The sequence below is a fragment of the Citrobacter sp. T1.2D-1 genome (assembly GCF_950098555.1).
Classification (GTDB): Bacteria; Pseudomonadota; Gammaproteobacteria; order Enterobacterales; family Enterobacteriaceae; genus Citrobacter_A; species Citrobacter_A telavivensis.
Genome location: NZ_CATNHH010000078.1, coordinates 24,107 through 41,705 on the forward strand (window position 1 = coordinate 24,107; position 17,599 = coordinate 41,705).

Annotated in this window: 15 protein-coding genes; all 15 read right to left on the minus strand. The window is 51.3% G+C overall.

The window, feature by feature from the left end; genetic code table 11:
* Positions 1-13 precede the first annotated feature (13 nt).
* The 15 genes from QQZ17_RS25260 to sdhC all read right to left on the minus strand — a co-directional run bounded on the left by QQZ17_RS25260 (position 14) and on the right by sdhC (position 17,040).
* Positions 14-874: a class II aldolase gene (locus tag QQZ17_RS25260; RefSeq protein ID WP_152405440.1), complete on the minus strand. Its 861-nt coding sequence runs from the start codon at positions 872-874 to the stop codon at positions 14-16.
* Positions 875-885: 11 nt separating this feature from the next.
* Positions 886-1,623 (minus strand): GntR family transcriptional regulator, encoded by a 738-nt coding sequence (locus tag QQZ17_RS25265; RefSeq protein ID WP_152405441.1) that lies wholly within the window; start codon positions 1,621-1,623, stop codon positions 886-888.
* 178 nt (positions 1,624-1,801) lie between these two features.
* A complete protein-coding gene (locus QQZ17_RS25270) occupies positions 1,802-2,836 on the minus strand; it encodes a zinc-dependent dehydrogenase (RefSeq protein WP_152405442.1) in 1,035 nt (344 codons plus the stop codon).
* Positions 2,836-4,380, minus strand: coding sequence for an FGGY-family carbohydrate kinase (locus QQZ17_RS25275; RefSeq protein ID WP_152405443.1), 1,545 nt, complete (start codon positions 4,378-4,380; stop codon positions 2,836-2,838). The genes QQZ17_RS25270 and QQZ17_RS25275 overlap by 1 nt, the downstream gene beginning before the upstream one ends.
* Before the next feature lie 48 nt (positions 4,381-4,428).
* Positions 4,429-5,826 (minus strand): PTS galactitol transporter subunit IIC, encoded by a 1,398-nt coding sequence (locus tag QQZ17_RS25280; RefSeq protein WP_371305206.1) that lies wholly within the window; start codon positions 5,824-5,826, stop codon positions 4,429-4,431.
* Between the two features lie 8 nt (positions 5,827-5,834).
* Positions 5,835-6,116: a PTS sugar transporter subunit IIB gene (locus QQZ17_RS25285; protein ID WP_152405444.1), complete on the minus strand. Its 282-nt coding sequence runs from the start codon at positions 6,114-6,116 to the stop codon at positions 5,835-5,837.
* A gap of 164 nt (positions 6,117-6,280) precedes the next feature.
* Positions 6,281-6,745, minus strand: coding sequence for a PTS sugar transporter subunit IIA (locus QQZ17_RS25290; RefSeq protein ID WP_152405445.1), 465 nt, complete (start codon positions 6,743-6,745; stop codon positions 6,281-6,283).
* Between the two features lie 539 nt (positions 6,746-7,284).
* Positions 7,285-8,154, minus strand: coding sequence for a succinate--CoA ligase subunit alpha (gene sucD / locus QQZ17_RS25295; protein WP_152405446.1), 870 nt, complete (start codon positions 8,152-8,154; stop codon positions 7,285-7,287).
* Positions 8,154-9,320 (minus strand): ADP-forming succinate--CoA ligase subunit beta, encoded by a 1,167-nt coding sequence (gene sucC / locus QQZ17_RS25300; protein WP_042320639.1) that lies wholly within the window; start codon positions 9,318-9,320, stop codon positions 8,154-8,156. The genes sucD and sucC overlap by 1 nt, the downstream gene beginning before the upstream one ends.
* Before the next feature lie 145 nt (positions 9,321-9,465).
* On the minus strand, positions 9,466-10,692 hold the full coding sequence (gene odhB / locus QQZ17_RS25305) for a 2-oxoglutarate dehydrogenase complex dihydrolipoyllysine-residue succinyltransferase (protein WP_152405447.1): 1,227 nt from the start codon (positions 10,690-10,692) through the stop codon (positions 9,466-9,468).
* Between the two features lie 14 nt (positions 10,693-10,706).
* A complete protein-coding gene (gene sucA, locus QQZ17_RS25310; RefSeq protein ID WP_152405448.1) occupies positions 10,707-13,508 on the minus strand; it encodes a 2-oxoglutarate dehydrogenase E1 component in 2,802 nt (933 codons plus the stop codon).
* 288 nt (positions 13,509-13,796) lie between these two features.
* On the minus strand, positions 13,797-14,513 hold the full coding sequence (gene sdhB / locus QQZ17_RS25315; RefSeq protein WP_152405449.1) for a succinate dehydrogenase iron-sulfur subunit SdhB: 717 nt from the start codon (positions 14,511-14,513) through the stop codon (positions 13,797-13,799).
* A gap of 15 nt (positions 14,514-14,528) precedes the next feature.
* Positions 14,529-16,295, minus strand: coding sequence for a succinate dehydrogenase flavoprotein subunit (gene sdhA / locus QQZ17_RS25320; RefSeq protein WP_152405450.1), 1,767 nt, complete (start codon positions 16,293-16,295; stop codon positions 14,529-14,531).
* Positions 16,295-16,642, minus strand: a complete 348-nt coding sequence (gene sdhD, locus QQZ17_RS25325; RefSeq protein ID WP_046477550.1) for a succinate dehydrogenase membrane anchor subunit — start codon at positions 16,640-16,642, stop codon at positions 16,295-16,297. Before sdhD ends, sdhA begins: the two co-directional genes overlap by 1 nt.
* On the minus strand, positions 16,636-17,040 hold the full coding sequence (gene sdhC / locus QQZ17_RS25330; RefSeq protein ID WP_043001371.1) for a succinate dehydrogenase cytochrome b556 subunit: 405 nt from the start codon (positions 17,038-17,040) through the stop codon (positions 16,636-16,638). The genes sdhD and sdhC overlap by 7 nt, the downstream gene beginning before the upstream one ends.
* Positions 17,041-17,599 lie beyond the last annotated feature (559 nt).

The window sequence follows — 17,599 nt, forward strand, 5'->3', positions numbered from 1 at the left end:
ACTCATTTTCTGTTCAGGATGCTTTACGGAGAAATTGATGGCCTTTATTCATCATAAGGATTTTAGAATACACATCCTCTTCCACAGCCTGCTTGGCTGAGGACATAACGCGCGCCAGGTTGGCTTCATTATTATTTTGCTCATAGGCTTTACCGACAGAAGTGATAAACGCTTTGCGCAGATCGCTGGCGATATTTACCTTAGCCACATTGTAATTAACGAAACTGCGCAGCGTGTCTTCATCAATACCAGAGCCGCCATGGATGACCAGAGGGACAGGAGAGACTTCTGCAATTCTCTGCAACAATGGAATATCAATACGCGGAACATCATCCAAACCATGTACGTTGCCGATTGATACCGCAAGCATGTCGCAGCCCGTTTGCTCAACGAAGGTACGTACTTTTTCTGGTTCGGTTTTACAATCAGCCTCACTGACATGATCGTCTTCCTTACCTAAAATTGCCCCCAATTCAGCTTCAACGGGCACACCGTAAGACTTACAGAAATCAACTGCTGCGGCGGTAAAGGCAATATTCTCCTCAAAAGAAAAAGCTGCGCCATCAATCATAACGGAGGTAAATCCTGCACGAACAGCCTGTTTCACATCTTCAAATGTCTTTCCGTGATCGAGGTGAAGACTGACGGGCACGTCCATCTTATCGGCATGACGTTTTACAATCTCATAAATATAGTCATAGCCAGAAAGCTGCGCATTTGTCGGGGCAATCTGAATAAAGTTGGGTAGACCTGACCGTTCAATTGCATTAAGAATTGAGATTGTAGTTTCCAGATTCGTGGTATTGAACGCACCGGCAAGTACGCGCTTCTCACGGATACGGTCGAGCAAAATTTTTCCGTTAACTAATGGCATAGCATTATCCTCTATCGTCGTTGTAGAATAGTTCCTAAATAGTATTTATCCGATTTAAGCCAGACATTACCTAAATCAAACGGCATTTTATTTTCGAGAAAGACAAGTTGTTCCAGGTGCAAAACAGGTGCATCTTCATTAACCTCAAGATAATGTCCACGTTCGCTACCCACAATTTTCGCAGCATACCGACTTTCGGAATAAACAATTTTTTGTCCGGAAAGTTCTTCCACTGTAGGAAACAAATTTTGTTTATTAAAATCGATATCGGCGATGCCAGGACAAAGCGCCATATTGATTCTGTTCTCAATCAACATCACTCTTTCACCATCAACACTACGCACACGTTTCAGGTAGAGAATGGGAGCCCCTGGCTCAATTTTTAGTTTTTCAGCAACACTTTTTGACGCTTTCTCGATATATGAATCGATAACTTCGGTGGTAAAGGAGATATGCTGACTTTCAAGTGATTCAGCAAAAGAGAGTAACCCTTCACCCAGTGCATAAGAGATATTTTCTTTTTTGACAAACGTGCCCTTGCCCTGAACCTGAACGAGCAATCCTTCATTGACCAACATCGAGACCGCTTTTTTCACCGTTCCGCGACTGACGTGAAGGATGTCCATGATCTGATTTTCAGAAGGGATACGATCTCCTTTCCCCAATTCACCTTTGTAAATATTTTCGCGAATCCACTCCGACACCTGCATATACAGTGGAATTTCTGAATCTTTGAGTACTGAACTCATGTTGTGCTTCTCCTGTGTAGATCATCTGTATACAAGTATGAACAAGTCACGATATTACAGAGTTTTTGTCGAGATAACACTATGATCAACTCCACAGTTTTGAGCCTAACTCCCTGATGTCCATGTAACAAAAGATAATGAATTCCACGTACCCTGCCAGTAACCGGGGCGACTTATGTCATGCGTCAGCTTTGATAATGACTTTCAGAACGTCATTTTCCGGGTTTGCAGCAAACTTAATCGCGTCCTCCATACGGGAAAGAGGCCACGTATGCGTGATCATGTCTCGCGTATTGATCTTGTCTTTCTCCACAATCTCAATCGCTTCTTTCATTTCATAAGGCGTCAGTGAATAAGTCCCGACGATGGAAATCTCATCACGGAACAGACGTCCGGCATCGATCTCAACGACCGGATCCTTATCAAAGGGAGAAAAAACCACGATTCGACCACCGCGACGCACAACATTGACGGCCTGGGAAACCAGTGATGATACGCCAGCGGCAATAATCACTACATCCGGTCCTTTCCCTTGCGTTAATTCTGCAACCCGTGTTTCCAGATCTTCATTTGCTGGATCAATCGCGTAAGTCACCCCCACTTTCAGCGCCAACTCACGCTTAAACCGTGAGAGATCGGAGACAATGACCGTTGATGCCCCTTTCAGCGCCGCAAGCTGTGCGCTAACCAGGCCAATTGTGCCGGATCCCAGGACAAGGACGGTATCCTTCGCATGGAGGTTGGCCGATTTCAGTCCATGTAAGCAGCAGGCAACTGGCTCAATCATTGCCGCGCGATCCCAGTCGAGAGAGTCGATAATCCGGTGTGTTAAGTGTTCGACGTGCATCCGGGGGAGACGAATGAACTCGCTAAAACCGCCGGGCTCGAAACTGGTTTTTTTAAACTGATCGCAGAGGGTGAAAAATCCGCGGTCACAGTAATGGCAGTTAAAGCACGGCACATGAATTGCCGTAACGACGCGCTCCCCTACTTTATAGCGTGTGACCTCTTTTCCGACTTTCACCACTTCGCCGGAAACCTCGTGGCCGAGAATAATCGGCCCCGTGACAGTTTGATGCTGCGCTTTATGAATATCGGTGCCGCACAGGCCGCAGGAGTGCATTTTAATGAGCATGTCGCCGTCCCCCACTTCCGGCACATCGACATCTTCATAACGAATATCATCTTTGCTGTAATAAACGCTGGCTTTCATTAGTTAACTCCATAACAAAGATGCTCAGTCCGCATCTTGGATTCATAAAGCGGTTTATAAACCTGGGTATACATCTGCTGATAATGCGCAACGCAAGCAGACTCAGGGTGGTAACGTTTCTGCCGTTCTGGTGCGGTGATAGCCTCACTCTCGATATTCACCCCGACTGCTTTTGCTGCAAGAATCGCCGCACCTTTACTGACCGCCTCATCGACATTACAGGCAACAATCTCGCGATTGAGAATATTGGCCTTAAGCTGTAGCCAATACGGATTCTTACAAGCAGCCCCGATGACGTTAACCTCCGGATAAGTCCGTCCGGTTAAGGTTTCATAGAGCTCGAGAAGGTTACGTAATTCAAAGCACAGTCCTTGAAATACAAAGCGCAAAATATCTTCCGGACGGGATTGATCATCGAGGCCGTAGATCAATGCTCTGGACCCGGTATTTCTGTCCGGTGGCCCGCTTCCACGCAGGTGAGGAATGAAGATGCCATCCATTTTCTTCGCGGTGGCCAGATCTTTATCGTTACGCAGGGTATCGACCATTCTCAAAAATTCGGCCATATCAAGCTCAAACAGATTTCTGAACCATTCAATGGCATATCCCGCCGACGGCAACGAGGCATAAAGTGAATGCAATCCAGGCAGAACATGAACCCCATTCGATACACGCGCCTGGAAGAAATGTTCGGTGTTGTTAACCGTGTCTGTCACGACCAGCAACCCCTCGGTTGTGCCGGTAGAGTTGAGGATCTGACTTTCATTACACAGCCCTACGGCAACCGAGCCACACATATGGTCGTGTCCGGCAATCGCGACGCAGGCCTCTTTTGGTACTCCAGTTAAAACAGAAACTTCTTGTGTCAAATGGCCTATCGCCTCTCCAGCCTGAACCAGAGGGCTGAACAGTGAAGAAGAGAGATCAACGGCAGCGAGCAGTTTGTCGTCCCACGTTTTCTGAGTGATATTCAGCGCCATCGTGCGTGAGGCAAGAGAGTATTCGGAGCGCTTCACGCCTGATAATTTGAACGCGATGTACTCGGCAAGGCAGAGCCATTTTTTGCCCTGCCTGGCCTGTTCAACATTGTCATGCAGCCATTTAATCTTATTGATGCTGTAGTTAGAATGCGCCGGAATACCGGTAATCTCATAGATACTTTTCATCTCCAGCGCTGCCAGAATCTTTTCCAGTTGCGGCTGAGGCCGTGTGTCGTACCAGGTCAACGCGGGGCCAATCAGATTATCCGATTCATCAAGCAACACCCCGGCTTCGCCAACGCTGGCAACCGCGATAGCTTTTATATTGAACGTATCATTAATCCTGTCGGTGATGGTTTTCAGACCGTGAACCACGCCGTCCCATATCAGGCGAACATCAAACACAGCGTTATCACCCTCGATATTTTTTGGCGTTTTAAAACTGTACTCATTAACCAATTCAAGAGACGGAAACTGGAATAAACAGACCTTACAATTCGTTGTGCCAATATCGATTCCGATCGTATACATCACTCTCCCCTTCTTTTGGGCAAGGGACTTCATTTATTTATATTCTGAAGCAGAAAGTATTCTGCTTCAGAATAGGTTGAGTTATTTTATTACCGGTACATCCGTGGTCGTTGATTGACTATTTTCTGCGGCTTCATCTGCCTGGAGTTGTTTTTTGGTCACCCGATACAACCATAAACAGAGCAGGAAGATAACCGGAATTAAGGCCAGCGCAATACCATTACCTTCAAAGACTTTTACCGCCCAGAACCGATAGGGATTACCGCCGTCCAACAGACTTGAAATTTCACCATCCGTTTTAATCGGGAAATTCATATCTTTGGCTATTTTCGTCAGAATTGGTGCTGCCGCCGAAGCCACATAAAGATTCACAGCAAGGCAGGGAATACCAATAATAAATGCCCGCACTATATTGCCACGACACGCGAGCACCACCATTGAGATAGGCACCCAAATATTGGCAAGGTCACCTAACGGAAGCAGTCGGTTACCCGGTAAAACAACCGCCAACAGTACGCCAACCGGAATTAACAACAATGCGGTGGACAGAACCGATGGATGACCAACCGCAACAGCGATATCCAGGCCGATGTAAAGATCATGACGGTCAGGGTAACGCTTGCGCAGGAAGGTACGAACGGCGTCCGACAGCGGCAGCAATCCTTCCATTAACAGTTTTACCATTCTCGGCATGATCAACATGACGGCACCGAGGCTCATCGCAAGGTTGAGTACGCCCTTCAGATCATATTCTGCCAACAGGCCAATCCCTGCCCCCAGAATCACGCCCAGCATCATTGGCTCGCCAAAAACACCGAAGCGTTTCTGAATCTGATCCGGGTCTGCATTCAGTTTGTTAATCCCCGGTATTTTGTCGAGGACCATATTTCCCAGCACACCAATCGGGAAAAAGATCACGGATGAGAGCGTTGGCAGTGAAATTCCCGGCAAATTGAAATACTTCTGAATCATTGGCGCGCACCAGTCAGCCATCACGAACGTTAAGGCAGCAGTCGCACCGGCAATCAGCAAACCAAAGAAGAAGTTGCCCGTCACGCCGTACACCATCGCGCCAACCATCGAGAAGTGCCAGAAATTCCAGACATCGATATCGACCGTTTTGGTCCAGTTCAGCGTCAACATCAATATGTTAATACCGATAGTCATAGGAACAACAAACGGCGCAACCTGTGATGCCCAGGCAATAGCCGCAAGCGGCGTCCAACCCAGATCCACCACGGGAAGATCAATCCCTGTATGGCTGACCATCTCTTTTGCTGCTGGCCCAAGGCTGTCGATGAGTAAGCCAAAGACCAGAAAAATACCGATAAACCCCATGCCAATAGTCAACGCCGAACGTAAGGCTCGGCTAAACCCTGTTTGCAGACACATTGCCATGATAAAAATGATTATCGGCAACATGATCGTCGGACCTAATCCCAGAATAAACTGGACGGCGGAAAATACTTTATCCATCATGCTTACCTTTATTGTTTAAGGATGGCGACGATCTTTTCCAGTAATTCCTCTTCCCCGAATCCGGTCAGAAGCGGAAGCCCATTAAGAACGGGGGTTTTTAATTCCGTTTTAACGGCAGAAGTCACAATAATTAAATCTGCCATTCCATCCTGTTTGTTAATAGTGCCGATATTGGACTGAATAGGTTCGATATTAATTCCGTTGTTTTTGCAATACTGAACCACTTTTTCTGTTGCAACGGCTGATGTAGCAATACCGCTAGTGCATGCAAAAATAATTTTCTTATTCATAACAATCTCCGGGTACAGTTATTAAAATGACGACCTGTACGCAAAATCATTCAAGTTGCATCAAGACGGCAAGTGAACGAATCCCGATGAGCTTACGCAAGTAAGTGATTCGGGTGAGCACACGCAGCCAACGCAGAGACAGGTTGAAGGATGACGCGTATATTTTAATTAATGACTTCTTCGAGTAATTTCTTTACCTCATCAGGTGAATGGGTTTTTAGAATGGCATCCATTTTCTCGGTTTGTCTGAATAAGCCGATAAGCTTCATCAGAAAGTCAATGTGGGCATCTTTCTCTTTCAGGAGCAGGAAAAAAATAACGTGCACGGTCATCTCTTCATCAGGATCTTCAGCCTGCTTAAACGTAATCCCTTCCGGGCAGGTGACCACAACAAGTTGTTCGCGCTTCACATGTTCAATATCAACATGCGGAATGGCGACGCCCATCGTCTCCAGTTGCATCGCCGTGGGATTGTTCTCTTCTCGGTTGATTAACGCCTGTAAGTAAGTTCCCTCTACAATATTTTTCTCACATAACAATGAGTTAACTTCATAAAATAATGCTTCACGGTTCACAGATGGAGAGTTTAAAAGGATAAAATCACTGTCAAGGCTGGTGGCAATCGACATAAAAACACCTCTGCTCCCTTAAAAATTTTCATTTAACATATCTACTGTCGGTCATGGTTGTACATAGACAACTATGTTCAAGTGACTTAAAGCTATACCTCGTACGATTTCGCTTCAATAGTAGCGACGTTTTTTTGTGCGGTGCTTCACACTAAAAATTCCCCCTGTTAAGGTAGTCATTTTTTTCATCTAAAAAACAATGCATTAAAAACAATCGCCATCAGTTCTGTCGCTTAACCACGAAGGCAGATCCTGTCAGACAAGTCGATTCCGTTAGGAACACGCTGCAGTGATGCGAGTAAAAGACCGTTCGGGTTTACTGACAATCGATACTGACCGGCTAGTTCAGAGATAGATGAGAGGTGATGAATGAGAAAAGAAAATGGTGTACCTGCTTTTCCGGATTACAACACATTCAAAAATAAGGACAAAAAAAAGGCCATCATCAGATGGCCAACCATGTCGAAACTGGACCAGTCTTTGCCCCTTCATCACGGGTAAATGAAGGGGAGTAGACTGTTTTATTGCTTATTTGAGTCTTACTTAATCACGGCTTTCAGCGCTTCGCCGATATCGGCGAGGCTGCGAACGGTTTTCACGCCAGCAGCTTCCAGGGCAGCAAATTTCTCATCTGCTGTCCCTTTACCCCCAGCGATGATGGCCCCTGCGTGACCCATGCGCTTGCCTTTCGGCGCGGTCACACCGGCGATGTAGCCAACCACCGGTTTGGTGACGTGATCTTTAATGTAAGCAGCCGCTTCTTCTTCTGCGCTACCGCCGATCTCACCGATCATCACGATCGCTTCGGTCTGCGGATCTTCCTGGAACAGTTTCAGGATGTCGATAAAGTTAGAGCCCGGGATCGGGTCGCCGCCGATGCCCACACAGGTGGACTGGCCGAAACCGTAGTCGGTGGTCTGCTTAACCGCTTCATAGGTCAGCGTACCGGAGCGGGAGACGATACCCACTTTACCTGGCTTATGGATGTGACCCGGCATGATGCCGATTTTGCATTCGCCAGGGGTGATAACGCCCGGGCAGTTCGGCCCGATCATGCGTACGCCGGCTTCATCCAGTTTCACCTTCACGGTCAGCATATCCAGCGTTGGGATACCTTCGGTGATAGTGATGATGAGTTTGATACCTGCGTCGATCGCTTCCAGAATGGAGTCTTTGCAGAACGGTGCCGGAACGTAGATAACCGTTGCGGTTGCGCCCGTTGCTTCAACCGCTTCACGCACGGTGTTGAACACTGGCAGACCCAGGTGCGTGGTACCGCCTTTACCTGGCGTTACGCCGCCAACCATCTGCGTACCGTAAGCAATCGCCTGTTCGGAGTGGAACGTCCCCTGGCTACCGGTAAAACCCTGACAGATAACCTTGGTGTTTTTATTGATTAAAACAGACATTATTTCCCCTCCACTGCGGCAACAACCTGCTGAGCTGCATCCGTCAGACTTTTCGCTGCAATAATATTCAGGCCGCTGTCAGCCAGTTTCTTCGCGCCGAGTTCGGCGTTGTTGCCTTCCAGACGAACCACGACCGGTACGTTAACACCCACTTCCGCTACCGCACCGATGATGCCGTCAGCGATCAGATCGCAGCGCACAATACCGCCGAAGATGTTAACCAGAACCGCTTTAACGTTGTCGTCAGAGAGGATAATTTTGAACGCTTCGGTCACACGCTCTTTGGTTGCGCCGCCGCCAACGTCAAGGAAGTTAGCCGGTTCGCCGCCGTGCAGTTTCACGATGTCCATGGTGCCCATCGCCAGACCCGCGCCGTTAACCATACAGCCGATGTTGCCATCCAGTGCGACGTAGTTCAGTTCCCACTGCGCAGCCTGCGCTTCACGCGGATCTTCCTGAGACTGATCGCGCATTTCACGCAGATCCGGCTGGCGGAACAGCGCGTTGCCGTCAGCGCCCAGTTTGCCGTCGAGGCAGATCAGATCGCCCTGCTTAGTGATAACCAGCGGGTTGATTTCGATCAGCGCCAGGTCGCGCTCAAGGAAAATCGTCGCCAGACCCATGAAGATTTTGGTGAATTGCTGAACCAGTTTGCCTTCCAGACCCAGTTTGAACGCCAGCTCGCGTCCCTGATACGGCATTGGGCCGGTCAGCGGATCGAGCGCAACTTTGTGGATCAGGTGCGGGGTTTCTTCCGCGACTTTTTCAATTTCTACGCCGCCTTCGGTGGAGGCCATGAAAACCACGCGACGGGAGCTACGGTCAACCACCGCGCCCAGGTACAGCTCTTTATCGATATCGGTCGCTGCTTCAACCAGAATCTGGTTTACCGGTTGACCGTTGGCGTCTGTTTGATAGGTCACCAGACGTTTGCCCAGCCAGTGTTCAGCAAAAGCGCGAATCTCTTCTTTGCTTTTGACCACTTTCACACCGCCCGCTTTACCACGGCCACCCGCGTGAACCTGACATTTTACTACCCACGGACCTGCACCGATTTTCGATGCCGCTTCTTCAGCTTCACGCGGAGTAGTACAGGCATAACCCACCGGCGCCGGTAAGCCATAGCGGGCAAAAAGTTGTTTTGCCTGGTATTCATGTAAGTTCATGTGTTCTGTCCATCCTTCAGGTAATCGTTATCTTTAAACCGTAGGCCTGATAAGACGCGGGAGCGTCGCCATCAGGCATCTCATCAATGCCGGATGGCGGCGTAAACGCCTTATCCGGCCTACGGGCAGGTGATACTCTTGTTTACTACACGTCCAGCAGCAGACGTGTCGGATCTTCCAGCAGTTCTTTAATCGCCACCAGGAAGCCCACGGATTCGCGACCATCGATCAGGCGGTGATCGTAGGACAGCGCCAGGTACATCATCGGCAGGATTTCCACCTTGCCATCTACCGCCATCGGACGATCTTTAATCGCGTGCATCCCGAGGATCGCGCTCTGCGGCGGGTTGATGATCGGCGTGGACATCAGGGAACCGAACACACCACCGTTGGTGATGGTGAAGTTACCGCCCGTCAGATCTTCTACCGTCAGCTTGCCGTCACGACCTTTGATTGCCAGCGTCTTGATGTTTTTCTCGATGTCAGCCATACCCAGCGTATCAACGTCACGCAGAACCGGGGTCACCAGACCGCGCGGCGTAGAAACCGCCATGCTCACGTCGAAGTAGTTGTGATACACCACGTCGTCGCCATCGATAGAGGCGTTCACTTCCGGATAGCGTTTCAGCGCTTCCACCACGGCCTTCACGTAGAAGGACATGAAGCCCAGACGGATGCCGTGACGTTTTTCAAACGCTTCACCGTACTGCTTACGCAGATCCATAATTGGCTTCATGTTGACTTCGTTGAAGGTCGTCAGCATGGCGGTGGAGTTTTTCGCTTCCAGCAGACGCTCGGCAACGCGTTTGCGCAGACGGGTCATCGGTACGCGTTTTTCGCTGCGCGCACCCAGAACTGGCTGTGCAGCTGCAGCAGGCGCGGCTGATGCGGCTTTGGCCTCGGCTTTCGCAGGCGCTTTTGCCAGGTGCTTATCCACATCTTCACGGGTGATGCGACCACCTACACCGGTGCCTTTGATAGCACTGGCGTCGAGGTTGTGCTCAGCCAGCAGGCGACGGATCGCCGGGCTCAGCGCATCGTTGTTTTGTTCTTCCAGAGAGGCCTGCTGACGCTGCGCCGGGGTGGACGCTTTTTCTTCAGACTTCGCGCTGGTTTCTTTACCGGCGCTGTTGCCTTCACGCAGGCGACCCAGGATCTGGCGCGAAGTCACGGTCGTGCCTTCATCTTCCAGAACCGCATCCAGAATGCCGTCCGCTGATGCCGGTACTTCCAGTACCACTTTGTCAGTTTCGATTTCTACCAGCACTTCGTCACGAACCACTGCATCACCCGGTTTTTTGTGCCAGGTGGCAACAGTCGCGTCCGCTACGGACTCAGGCAGGTCGGGAACAAGAATATCTACGCTACTCATTATTTATCCTTTAATTAATCGACGTTCAGCGCGTCATTAACCAGATCTTGTTGCTGTTTCTGGTGAACGGACATATACCCTACCGCCGGAGAGGCGGAGGCCGGGCGACCTGCATAACGCAGAGCGGACCCAAATGGAATTACTTCACGGAAATGATGCTGGCTGCAGTACCATGCGCCCTGGTTGAGCGGCTCTTCCTGGCACCAGACAAAATCATGTACGTGAGCGTACTGTTTTAATACTTCCTGCATCGCCTGATGCGGGAAAGGATAGAGTTGTTCGATGCGCACAATGGCGACATCTTTCTGGTTGTTCTTGCGACGCTGTTCCAGTAGGTCGTAATAAACCTTACCAGAACACATCACCACGCGCTTCACGCCTTTCGGATCGAGGTCATCAACTTCGCCGATGGCCGGCATGAAGGTGCCGTTAGCCAGTTCATCCAGACTGGAGACGGCCAGCGGATGGCGCAGCAGCGATTTCGGCGACATGACCACCAGCGGACGACGCATTCCGCGCAGCGCCTGACGACGCAGCATGTGATACACCTGTGCCGGGGTAGACGGTACGCACACCTGCATGTTTTGCTCGGCGCAAAGCTGCAGATAACGTTCCAGACGCGCGGAGGAGTGCTCCGGCCCCTGCCCTTCGTAACCGTGCGGCAGCAGCATCACCAGGCCACACATCCGGCCCCATTTCTGCTCGCCGGAGGAGATGAACTGATCGATAACCACCTGTGCACCGTTGGCGAAGTCACCGAACTGCGCTTCCCAGATAGTCAGGGTACGCGGTTCCGCCGTGGCGTAGCCGTATTCGAATGCCAGTACCGCTTCTTCAGACAGCACGGAGTCCCAGACGCGGAAGGAACCCTGTCCGTTATGCACATGCTGCAGCGGGGTATAGGTTGAACCGTTCGCCTGGTTGTGAATAACCGCGTGACGGTGGAAGAAGGTGCCGCGACCTGAGTCCTCACCGGACAGACGAACCGGAATACCTTCATCAACCAGCGTGGCGTAGGCCAGATTCTCGGCGCCGCCCCAGTCGAACAGCTTCTCACCGGCGGCCATCGCCTGACGATCGCCGTAAATCTTCGCGACGCGTGACTGCATTTCCACCGCTTCCGGCACCGTACTGATGCGTTTCGCCAGTTCCTGCAGACGCTTCATCTCCACCTGGCTTGGGTAGTTTTCATCCCACTCGTGGTTGAGGTACGGCGACCAGGTAAAGGAGTGCATGTTCATCGGACGCCACTCTTTCACCACGCATTCGCCCGCGTCCAGCGCGTCGCGATACAGGTTGACCATTTCAGTGGCATCTTCCAGCGTCGCGACCTTATCCGCTTCCAGCTTATCAGCGTAGATTTTGCGCGGGGTCGGATGCTTTTTGATTTTCTGATACATCAGCGGCTGGGTTGCGCTCGGCTCGTCGGCTTCGTTGTGGCCGTGACGGCGGTAGCACACCAGATCGATGAAGACGTCGCGTTTGAAGGTGTTACGGAAGTCCAGCGCCAGACGCGTCACGAACGCGACCGCTTCCGGATCGTCCGCATTCACGTGGAAGATAGGCGCCTGTACCATTTTACCAATGTCGGTGCAGTACGGGGTGGAGCGGGCATCCAGCGGGTTAGAGGTGGTGAAGCCCACCTGATTGTTGATGACGATGCGAACGGTACCGCCCACTTCGTAACCCCGCGCTTTCGACATGTTCAGGGTTTCCTGAACCACGCCCTGCCCGGTGACCGCGGCGTCCCCGTGAATGGTGATCGGCAGGACTTTGTTGCTGCTGGGTTCGTCCAGTCGGTCCAGACGTGCACGCACGGAACCAATCACCACCGGGCTGACGATTTCCAGGTGCGACGGGTTAAACGCCAGCGCCAGGTGAACCAGACCGCCTTCGGTTTCGATATCTGACGAGAAGCCCATGTGGTACTTCACGTCACCGGTGCCGAGATGTTCTTTATGTTTGCCCGCAAATTCGTCGAACAGGTCCTGCGGTTTTTTACCCAACACGTTGACCAGTACGTTCAGACGACCACGGTGCGCCATCCCCAGCACCACTTCACGGGTGCCGCTGTTGCCAGCATGGCGGATCATCTCTTTGAGCATTGGAATTAACGCATCGCCGCCTTCCAGCGAGAAGCGTTTCGCCCCCGGGAATTTCGCGCCCAGGTAACGTTCCAGACCTTCTGCTGCGGTCAGTTCGCTCAGGAAGCGTTTTTTCTCTTCACCGCTGAATGCGGCGCGACCGGATTCGATCCGCTGTTGCAGCCAGCGTTTCTCTTCGGTGCTGGTGATGTGCATGTACTCAGCGCCAATCGGGCCGCAGTACGTTTGTTTGAGCGCAGAAATCAACTCACCCAGCTTCATCGTCTCTTTGCCGCCGGCAAAAGAACCTACGTTAAAGCTTTCCTGGAAATCGGCCTCTGTCAGATCGTGGAAGGAGGGATCCAGATCGGCCACAGTTTCTTGCTGCCACAGTCCCAGCGGATCGAGATTCGCATGCTGGTGACCACGGAAGCGATAAGCGTTAATGAGCTGCAGGACTTTTACCTGCTTCACATTGGTGTCAGGGTCGGAAATTGAAGAAGAGTAACGTGAGGCATCCTTCGCCAGACGACGGAAATAATCACGTGTTTTGGAATGGAATTGATCCGGTTTGACTCCGGTGCCAGGTAACTGCTGGAACGTCGAACGCCAGTTAGCGTCTACCGAGTCAGGATCGGTTAAGAAGTCTTCATAGAGCTGTTCTATCCAGCTCTGGTTTGCGCCAGAGAGGTAAGAAGAGTCCAACCAGGCTTTCAAAGCGCTGTTCTGCATCGTGATCCCTTAAGCATTTATATGCTTACTTCGCCGTGGATACTACCACGCATACGCCGTATGCGTGCCGGGGTTCACTTGTTACGGACTGTCGTGTGATCTGCGTCCGCTAAGGAACCTTTAAAAACTGTCAAACATAGGGGGCAGTTTTTAGAGGTTTCCTGCACTCATTTGCCGGATGGCGACCCCGTAGGCCTGATAAGCGAAGCGCCATCAGGCAAAATGTGCCGGAGGGCGACGTAAACGTCTTATCCGGCCTACAGGATTGCCACCGCGGGCAATGTCTACTTACGCACTACGTTGCAACAGCATCGACTTAATATGGCCGATGGCGCGCGTCGGGTTCAGTCCCTTAGGACATACACTGACGCAGTTCATGATGCTGTGACAGCGGAATACGCTGAATGCATCACTTATCCCTTCCAGACGGCTGTCGGTTTCAGTATCACGGCTGTCGATCAGGAAGCGATACGCAGCTAACAGACCTGCCGGGCCGATAAACTTATCCGGATTCCACCAGAAGGATGGGCAAGATGTTGAGCAGCATGCGCACAGAATACATTCATACAGCCCATCAAGTTTTTCACGCTGCTCAGGCATCTGTAAATGCTCGCGAGCTGGCGGATTTTGCCCATTATTCAATAAGTAAGGCTTAATCTTCTCATATTGTGCATAGAATTGCCCCATGTCTACTACCAAATCGCGGACCACCGGCAATCCGGGCAGCGGACGGATAACAATTTTCTTACCAGGCTGAACCAGCGCTGACACTGGCGTAATGCAAGCCAGACCGTTCTTCCCGTTCATGTTCACGCCGTCTGAACCGCACACGCCTTCACGGCAGGAGCGGCGGAAAGAGAGCGTGGGGTCTTTCTCTTTGAGCTGCATCAACGCGTCCAGCAGCATCATGTCGCGCCCTTCTTCGCCTTCCAGGGTGTAATCCTGCATGCGCGGAGCGTCATCAACATCCGGGTTATAGCGATAAATTGAAAACTCGAGTTTCATTGTCCTGTCTCCGCATTAGTAAGTACGAATCTTCGGCGGGAATGCCGGGCGCAGTTTCGGTTCCATGTTGACTTCACGTCGGGTCATGGATTCCGTCTCTGGCAGATACAGGGAATGGCACAGCCAGTTTGCATCATCACGCTCCGGGAAGTCGAAGCGGCTATGCGCGCCACGGCTTTCGGTACGGAAGTTGGCGGACACGGCGGTCGCGTAAGCCGTTTCCATCAGGTTATCCAGCTCCAGACACTCAACGCGCTGGGTGTTAAATTCGCTGGAGGTGTCGTCCAGACGGGCATTTTTCAAACGCTCGCGGATAGCTTTCAACTCTTCCAGCCCTTTCGCCATCGCATCGCCTTCACGGAAGACCGAGAAGTTATGCTGCATACATTCTTGCAGCGCTTTGCGAATCGCCACCGGATCTTCACCATCACGGTTGTTGTTCCAGCGGTTCAGACGCGCCAGGGAAGCATCGATTTCGTCTTCTGTGGCGTCGCGCAGTTCGCCCTGCTCGGCGATAGATTCCTGCAGATGCAGACCTGCCGCACGACCAAACACCACCAGATCCAGCAGCGAGTTACCGCCCAGACGGTTAGCACCGTGTACCGATACGCAGGCGATTTCACCCACGGCAAACAGCCCTGGGATCACCACGTCTTCACCCTGCTCGTTCACCGTCAGCGCCTGACCGGTCACTTTGGTCGGAATACCGCCCATCATATAGTGACAGGTTGGGATAACCGGAATCGGCTCTTTCACCGGGTCAACGTGCGCAAAGGTACGGGACAGTTCCAGGATACCCGGCAGACGGGATTCAAGAACGTCTTTACCCAGATGGTCGAGTTTCAGTTTAGCATGCGGGCCCCACGGGCCGTCGCAGCCGCGACCTTCACGGATTTCGATCATGATGGAACGCGCCACCACGTCACGACCCGCAAGGTCTTTCGCATTCGGGGCATAACGCTCCATAAAGCGCTCGCCGTGTTTGTTCAGCAGATAACCGCCCTCGCCGCGACAGCCTTCTGTCACCAGAACGCCCGCGCCGGCAATACCGGTGGGGTGGAACTGCCACATTTCCATATCCTGCACCGGCACGCCCGCGCGGATAGCCATACCCACGCCGTCACCGGTGTTAATGTGGGCGTTAGTGGTGGACTGATAGATACGGCCTGCGCCGCCGGTCGCCAGCACCGTAGCGCGGGCTTTGAAGTAGACCACTTCACCGGTTTCGATGCACAGTGCGGTACAACCGACCACCGCGCCATCGGCGTTTTTCACCAGATCCAGCGCATACCACTCGGAGAAAATCGTGGTGTGGTTTTTCAGGTTCTGCTGATACAGCGTATGCAGCAGCGCGTGACCGGTACGGTCAGCCGCCGCCGCGGTACGTGCCGCCTGCTCGCCGCCGAAGTTTTTCGACTGGCCGCCAAACGGACGCTGGTAAATTTTGCCATCGTCAAGACGGGAGAACGGCAGCCCCATGTGTTCCAGTTCCAGAATCGCTTCCGGGCCGGTTTTACACATATATTCGATCGCGTCCTGGTCACCGATGTAGTCCGACCCTTTAACGGTGTCGTACATGTGCCATTCCCAGTTATCTTCATGGGTATTACCGAGCGCAACGGTGATGCCACCCTGCGCGGAAACGGTATGGGAACGGGTCGGGAACACTTTGGACAGCAGCGCACAGGTCTGGCCGCTTTGGGAAATTTGCAGCGCTGCGCGCATACCTGCGCCGCCTGCACCAATGACTACAGCATCAAATTCTCTGACTGGCAGTTTCATTACACACCCCACACCACAACGAATCCATAAATCACGTAAACCACCAGTGCAACGACGATAGCCAGCTGCAGCGGCAAACGAATTGCCAGTGGTTTAACGTAGTCGGTCAACACCTGCCACATGCCGATCCAGGCATGAATCAAGATGGAGAAAAGTGCCAGCAGGGTGAAGACTTTGGTGAAAGCCGATGAGAAGAAACCGGTCCAGACTTCCCAGGTAAGTGAGCCGCTTGTAGCGAAGAAACCCACCATATAGATGATGTATAGCGTCAGAACGATAGCGGTAGCACGGACCAGGATGAAGTCATGTACGCCATTGCGTCCTAGTGCGGAGGCGTTGCTTACCATACGAGGACTCCTGCGAGAAGTGAAAGCACGACAGTGATAACAAAAGAGATTTTGGCAGAGCGTTTACCCGCTTCGAATGTTTCTTCCAGATAACCAAAATCCATCATCATGTGACGCACGCCGACCACGACGTGATACGCCAGCGCGGTGAGGATGCCCCACATAATAAATTTAACAAAAAAGCTACCCATGATGGCGGATGCCTGTTGGAATCCTTCAGGGGAAGAGAGGCTGGTGCCCAGTAACCACAACAGGATCCCGACCGCCACAAAGGTGATCACTCCGGAAACGCGATGGAGAATGGACGCTATCGCCGTGATTGGGAACCGGATCGTTTGTAGATCCAGATTGACAGGTCTTTGTTTTTTCACATTTCTTATCATGAATAACGCCCACATGCTGTTCTTATTATTCCCTTTGGACTTCGGGTACAGAGAGTGAATCTCCTGTAGCCTGAAAGACGACGGGATTTCCTTCCTCCGGTCTGCGTGCGGGTCAGACAGCGTCCTTTCTATAACTGCGCGTCATGTAAAACACTGCTTCCAGATGCTAAAACGACACGTTACAACGCTGGGTGGCTCGGGATTGCAGGGGTTTCCGGAGACCTGGCGGCAGTATAGGACGTTCACAAAATCATTACAATTAACCTACATATAGTTTGTCGGGTTTTATCCCGAACAGTGACACAGGTCACGATAACAACATTTATTTAATTTTTAATCATCTGATTTGACAATCATTAAACAAAGTTGTTACAAACAACACCAGAAAAAGCATATAATGCGTAAAAGTTATGGGGTCACTCTTTAACCTGCAAATAAGTTATGCAACAGTAGGAAGATATTGACCGATCCCTTCAGTACAGTTAATAGTGATAGACAGGTTGAATAATTCGGATTGCTAAGTTGTTGATTTGTTGCTAATTCACCATGAGTTAACTGATTTACCTGCAAGCGC

Bases quoted from the DNA above. Each gene is read 5' to 3' on its own strand.
- QQZ17_RS25260 (WP_152405440.1), bottom strand. From the start codon at position 874: ATGCCATTAGTTAACGGAAAAATTTTGCTCGACCGTATCCGTGAGAAG.
- QQZ17_RS25265 (WP_152405441.1), bottom strand. From the start codon at position 1,623: ATGAGTTCAGTACTCAAAGATTCAGAAATTCCACTGTATATGCAGGTG.
- QQZ17_RS25270 (WP_152405442.1), bottom strand. From the start codon at position 2,836: ATGAAAGCCAGCGTTTATTACAGCAAAGATGATATTCGTTATGAAGAT.
- QQZ17_RS25275 (WP_152405443.1), bottom strand. From the start codon at position 4,380: ATGAAGTCCCTTGCCCAAAAGAAGGGGAGAGTGATGTATACGATCGGA.
- QQZ17_RS25280 (WP_371305206.1), bottom strand. From the start codon at position 5,826: ATGATGGATAAAGTATTTTCCGCCGTCCAGTTTATTCTGGGATTAGGT.
- QQZ17_RS25285 (WP_152405444.1), bottom strand. From the start codon at position 6,116: ATGAATAAGAAAATTATTTTTGCATGCACTAGCGGTATTGCTACATCA.
- QQZ17_RS25290 (WP_152405445.1), bottom strand. From the start codon at position 6,745: ATGTCGATTGCCACCAGCCTTGACAGTGATTTTATCCTTTTAAACTCT.
- sucD (WP_152405446.1), bottom strand. From the start codon at position 8,154: ATGTCTGTTTTAATCAATAAAAACACCAAGGTTATCTGTCAGGGTTTT.
- sucC (WP_042320639.1), bottom strand. From the start codon at position 9,320: ATGAACTTACATGAATACCAGGCAAAACAACTTTTTGCCCGCTATGGC.
- odhB (WP_152405447.1), bottom strand. From the start codon at position 10,692: ATGAGTAGCGTAGATATTCTTGTTCCCGACCTGCCTGAGTCCGTAGCG.
- sucA (WP_152405448.1), bottom strand. From the start codon at position 13,508: ATGCAGAACAGCGCTTTGAAAGCCTGGTTGGACTCTTCTTACCTCTCT.
- sdhB (WP_152405449.1), bottom strand. From the start codon at position 14,513: ATGAAACTCGAGTTTTCAATTTATCGCTATAACCCGGATGTTGATGAC.
- sdhA (WP_152405450.1), bottom strand. From the start codon at position 16,295: ATGAAACTGCCAGTCAGAGAATTTGATGCTGTAGTCATTGGTGCAGGC.
- sdhD (WP_046477550.1), bottom strand. From the start codon at position 16,642: ATGGTAAGCAACGCCTCCGCACTAGGACGCAATGGCGTACATGACTTC.
- sdhC (WP_043001371.1), bottom strand. From the start codon at position 17,040: ATGTGGGCGTTATTCATGATAAGAAATGTGAAAAAACAAAGACCTGTC.